The organism is Sphingomonas sp., assembly GCF_039594485.1.
Taxonomy (GTDB): Bacteria; Pseudomonadota; Alphaproteobacteria; order Sphingomonadales; family Sphingomonadaceae; genus Sphingomonas.
Window position 1 is genome coordinate 1 of record NZ_JBCNNI010000075.1, and the last position, 4,747, is coordinate 4,747.

Sequence of the window (4,747 nt, forward strand, 5' to 3'; positions counted from 1 at the left end):
CTGGTTGGTCTCATCGTGGCGCCTGCCACGAAGCTGGCCACCATCACCCAGGCTCCCGCGGCGCAGATCGCCCGCGTCCTCGCGGCTTATGCCGACAAGGACAAGGAAGCCGCCTGATCTTCGGGCGTATACGACGATTTGAACTGACACACTCGGGCCATTTTAGACGGCCCGTATTGGAGATAAGAACATGGCAGACCTGAACGCGCTGGTTGACCAGCTGAGCGAGCTGACCGTCCTCGAAGCCGCTGAGCTTTCGAAGCTGCTCGAAGAGAAGTGGGGCGTCTCGGCCGCTGCGGCTGTTGCCGCTGCGCCGGCCGCTGGCGGCGCTGCCGCTCCGGCCGCTGAAGAGAAGACCGAATTCGACGTGATCCTCACCGGCGACGGTGGCAAGAAGATCAACGTCATCAAGGAAGTCCGTGCGATCACCGGCCTGGGCCTGACCGAAGCCAAGGCGCTGGTCGAAGGCGCTCCGAAGCCCGTCAAGGAAGGCATTGCCAAGGACGAGGCCGAGAAGATCAAGAAGCAGCTCGAGGAAGCCGGCGCGACCGTCGAGCTCAAGTAATCGGACTGCGGAGGGCAACCTCCGCACCCGTTCGCTTGGCGAGCTGAAGAAAGGGCGGCCCCTCTGCGGGGGTCGCCCTTTTCTTATGCGCGGCGCATGGCGGAATGATCCTCAGCCGGTGACGAGCGTCCAGGGCGACGTCTGTCGCATATCCAGCCGACACACATGGCGCAGCCGATGCCGCCGGATATAGACCATCGCCCGCGCGTCATAATCCGCCGCCAGCGGATCGGCGAACCGCCAGTCGGGCGGGTTGAAAGTCGAAAAGCCGTTGACCGTCGGCACGCGCCATTGCTCGGCGAGGAACATCGCATCGACATTGTGCGGATAAAGCGCGTCCAACTCTTCGTTGATATAGGTCGGCTCCCCTACGCGGCTGGCGACGACATAGACGACCGCGCAGTCGGCCGGGGGTGCGGGGATGGCATCCAGTGCGCTGCGCTGCACGCTGCGGCTGAGTTGGGCGGGCGTCTCGGCGCTCAGATTCTCGGCGACCAGCAACGCGACGATCGCTGCCGCCCAGCCGGGTCGCGTCCGGGCCAGGGCCGCCCCCCGCTCGCGCCACGCCGCCACCGCGATCAGCAGGAACGGCAGGGTCAGCCAAAGCTGATAGCGCGACACCACCCGCATCCCCTTGGCCCCCGGCACCAGCCAGAAGACCAGGTTCCAGGGCGACACCACCCAGAATTGCAGGGTCAGCGCCCAGGCGAGCATCATCGCCAGGGCAAAGGCCCGCCATGCGACCGGCGGGCTTTGCGTCCCCATCCGATCGCGCACCACGATCCGCCACGCGCCCGCGATCACCAAGGCGCAGAAGATCGGCGGAAAGCCCGCCTCATGCTCGCCGCCCAGCACCCGTCCCGGCAGCGCGGGATCGCCGGGCAGCACGGCATGGACCAGGGCCAGCAACGGCCGGAACAACCAACCCCACAGATAATTGCCCGCACCGACATTGATCATGTCGACCCCCGGCGTCACCAGATAGCCGAGCATCTCATAATAGCCCTCGCCCCCCGTCTCTCGCATCTTGGGCAGATAGAGCCACAGGAAGGGCAGGATCATCAGGACAAAAGCCCCGCCGCCCCAGGCGAGCGTGCCGCCATGACGCCGGGCCAGACGCCACAAGGCAGCGGGCGAGGCGTGGCCGCCGAGCACGCTCCAGCACAGGACGAACAGACAGGCGGAAAAGATGGTGAACCAGGCCATGTAATAGGACGTCATCAGCCACGCCGCCATCAACGCCGCCAGCATCACCGCACGAACCCGTGCGGCGACAGGCCGCCCCTCCCCTTCGGCACGGACGCACCCGATCGCCAGCATCATCGCCACCGGCAACAGCGCGACGCTCTGCAACTGGGCATGGACGGCTTGCAGATGGATGTTGCTGGCGATCGTCCAGAGCAATGCGACCAGCAACGCCGCCCCGCGCCCCCATGCCAGCGTCCGCGCGACCAGGGCATAGGCCGCGACGAAGCCGATCGTCTTGAACGTCCAGATGTTCAGCGTGTCGGCATGAAAGGGATCGGCGAACAGTCGCCAGAAGGACCAGGACAGGCCGTAAAGGAAATAGCCGTCATTATAGCCCAGCGTGCCGCCATATGGGTGGAAGTAGAAACCGCCATGCCAGGGCGAAACACCATGCAGGACGTTGCGCCAATGTTCGAGAATGGTCATCTCGATCAGCGCATCCCCCCGTTCACCGAACCCCAGATCGAAGCCGCTGGCGATCGGCACGCGAAAGACGATCAGCATCGCCACGGCATAGGTGATCGCGAAGAGCGACATGTCCGAAAGCAACGCGGACTTCCCGACCTTGATCGGAGCGAGCGGCACAGCACGAACGGGGGTCGGGATCATATCCGCCGCCTATGGTCGCGCCCGCGCCCTGTCGAGCCCGTCCTTCTGCTTCATATCATAGACACGCCTATCCCCCGATTGCGGCGACATCCGATCTGGCGAAGCTTTTCCTATATCTGATAGGGTGCGCGTGTGGCAGGGGAACGGCGCTGCGCGACCAGAGAAAGGCAAGGATCGTGACGCTTCATACGTGGTGGCTCTTTCTCGCGGCGGTCTTCCTGCTATCGGGCACGCCCGGTCCCAACATGCTGCACATCCTTTCCCGCAGCGTGGAGATGGGGATGAAGCGGAGCTTCGCCGCCATGGCCGGGTGCCTGATGGCGGTGGTGGCGGTCCTTTCCGCCTCGGCCGCAGGGTTGACGACGTTGCTGATGGCGCTGCCCGGCGCTTTCGAGGTGTTGCGCTATATCGGCGCGGCCTATCTCCTCTATCTGGGGGTCAAGGCCTGGCGGAGCGAGGTGGCTCCGGTCGATGTCGGTGACGGCGAGCTGCCGCGCACATGGTCTCAGACCGCGCTGTTTCGCGGGGGATTCGCCATTGGCATCAGCAATCCCAAGCTGATCCTGTTCGCGGCCGCCTTCCTGCCGCAGTTCGTCAATCCGGCAGCGCCGCAGGCCCCGCAATTTGCGATCCTGGTCGCAAGCTTCGCGGCGGTCGAGTGCGGCTGGTACATCGTCTACGCCGCTGGCGGGCATTCGCTGTCCCGCTATCTGGCGCGTCCCTCGATCAAGCGCATCTTCAACCGCGTCACCGGCGTCATCTTCTGCGGTTTCGGCGCACTCCTGCTCAAAGCCAAGCCCGCCTGACGTCGGAATTCCCCTGCGCCCAAGACGAGGGGGTCTGGGACGCGGCCGTGGTTTTGAGCCCGATCGGCATTCAGCCTGATCCTGCCCTCCACTTCTCCCGCGCAAGGAGAGGTGGCAGGCTGAAAGCCTGACGGAGGGGTGTCCCGACCCGATGGAAAGGGGCTCCTTCTCGACTTTGGATACCCCTCCACCATGCTTTGCGTGCCCCCTGCCCGTCGGAGGAATTCCGGCGCGCAGAGTCTGTTTGCCGCCTTACTCAGCCGCTTCGATCACACCCCCCTCGCCGGGCTGGCTATAGACGCGATCGAGATAGTGGTTGGCGATGATGTAATGCGCCCGCACTGCCGCGGGATGGGTCGCCTTCTGGGCCAGTTCAAGTTCGGTTTCGGCACGCTGGTAGAAATAGTCTTCGTCAATCTCGGGGGACGTCATTTCAGGTCTCCGGGGTCCCATCGGCGCGCCAACAACCCGCGCGCGTCCAGGATCTTCTCCAATGTTCGTATATGGTTGGGAGGGCGCTTCGGTTCCCGTTTCGGGTTCTGAAACACGCTCCATTCGGCGCAAATCCGTCATTTTCGTCGCAACCCTTCGCGGCCCGACGCGATGGGCGACGTCCTCATCAAAGAGCAAGGCATCGCACAAAAAACCGCCGCCCGGTCACCCGGACGGCGGTTCCTTGAGACTCAATCCGTCGACTGGGTCCGATGATCGGATCAGTCGTTCAGATACTCACCGGCATCGGCGTCCGTGCCGTGGCCCGAGGGTGCGACCTCGGCCAGCGGATCGTTGCCGGTGCCGCCCGCGTCACGCGCCGAACGCGCCTGCTCGGCGGCCCGCTCTTCGGCGGCGCTGACCGGTGCGATGATCGCCTCGGCCAGCTTGCGCTGCTGCGCGCGGAGCGCGGCGTCGCGGCTGGAGGCCGCCACGCGCAGACGGTTCATGCCCGCGCCGGTACCCGCCGGGATCAGGCGGCCGACGATGACATTCTCCTTCAGGCCCATCAGCGTGTCCTGCTTGCCCTGGACCGCCGCCTCGGTGAGGACGCGGGTGGTTTCCTGGAACGACGCCGCCGAGATGAAGCTGCGGGTCTGCAAGCTCGCCTTGGTGATGCCGAGCAGGACGGGCTTGCCCTGTGCACGGACCTGGTTCGGTTCGAGCTTGTCGTTGATCGCGTCCATTTCCTCGCGATCGACCTGCTCGCCCTTCAGCAGCGTGGTGTCGCCGCCGTCGGTGATCTCGACCTTCTGCAGCATCTGACGAACGATCGTCTCGATGTGCTTGTCGTTGATCTTCACGCCCTGGAGACGGTAAACTTCCTGGATTTCGCTGACCAGATATTCGGCCAGCGGTTCCACGCCCATCGTTTCCAGAATGTCGTGCGGATCAGGCGAACCGCCGATCAGGTTGTCGCCACGCTTGACGTAGTCGCCTTCCTGAACGTCGATCACCTTCGACTTGGGCACCAGATACTCGACGACCTCGCCGCCATCCTCGGGCTGGATGCCGATCTTGCGCTTCG

At 64.7% G+C, this 4,747-nt stretch carries 4 protein-coding genes and 2 pseudogenes; 3 read left to right on the forward strand and 3 right to left on the reverse strand.

Annotated features, from left to right (window positions below):
- A pseudogene (locus tag ABDV78_RS19390) lies at positions 1-117 on the forward strand (50S ribosomal protein L10); the annotation flags it as partial.
- Positions 118-190: 73 nt separating this feature from the next.
- Positions 191-565 (forward strand): 50S ribosomal protein L7/L12, encoded by a 375-nt coding sequence (rplL, locus tag ABDV78_RS19395; RefSeq protein ID WP_076711360.1) that lies wholly within the window; start codon positions 191-193, stop codon positions 563-565.
- Between the two features lie 111 nt (positions 566-676).
- On the opposite strand, the gene ABDV78_RS19400 is transcribed toward rplL, so the two are convergent.
- A complete protein-coding gene (locus ABDV78_RS19400; protein WP_343529084.1) occupies positions 677-2,422 on the reverse strand; it encodes a hypothetical protein in 1,746 nt (581 codons plus the stop codon).
- Between the two features lie 176 nt (positions 2,423-2,598).
- Between ABDV78_RS19400 and ABDV78_RS19405 the strand changes: the two genes are divergently transcribed.
- Positions 2,599-3,228, forward strand: a complete 630-nt coding sequence (locus ABDV78_RS19405) for a LysE family translocator (protein ID WP_343529085.1) — start codon at positions 2,599-2,601, stop codon at positions 3,226-3,228.
- A 252-nt stretch (positions 3,229-3,480) separates the two neighbouring features.
- On the opposite strand, the gene ABDV78_RS19410 is transcribed toward ABDV78_RS19405, so the two are convergent.
- Positions 3,481-3,660 (reverse strand): hypothetical protein, encoded by a 180-nt coding sequence (locus tag ABDV78_RS19410; RefSeq protein ID WP_343529086.1) that lies wholly within the window; start codon positions 3,658-3,660, stop codon positions 3,481-3,483.
- Between the two features lie 281 nt (positions 3,661-3,941).
- Positions 3,942-4,747 (reverse strand): annotated as a pseudogene (locus ABDV78_RS19415) (DNA-directed RNA polymerase subunit beta'); the annotation flags it as partial.

Coding starts and splice junctions, on each gene's coding strand:
- rplL (WP_076711360.1), top strand. CDS start 191: ATGGCAGACCTGAACGCGCTGGTTGACCAGCTGAGCGAGCTGACCGTC.
- ABDV78_RS19400 (WP_343529084.1), bottom strand. CDS start 2,422: ATGATCCCGACCCCCGTTCGTGCTGTGCCGCTCGCTCCGATCAAGGTC.
- ABDV78_RS19410 (WP_343529086.1), bottom strand. CDS start 3,660: ATGACGTCCCCCGAGATTGACGAAGACTATTTCTACCAGCGTGCCGAA.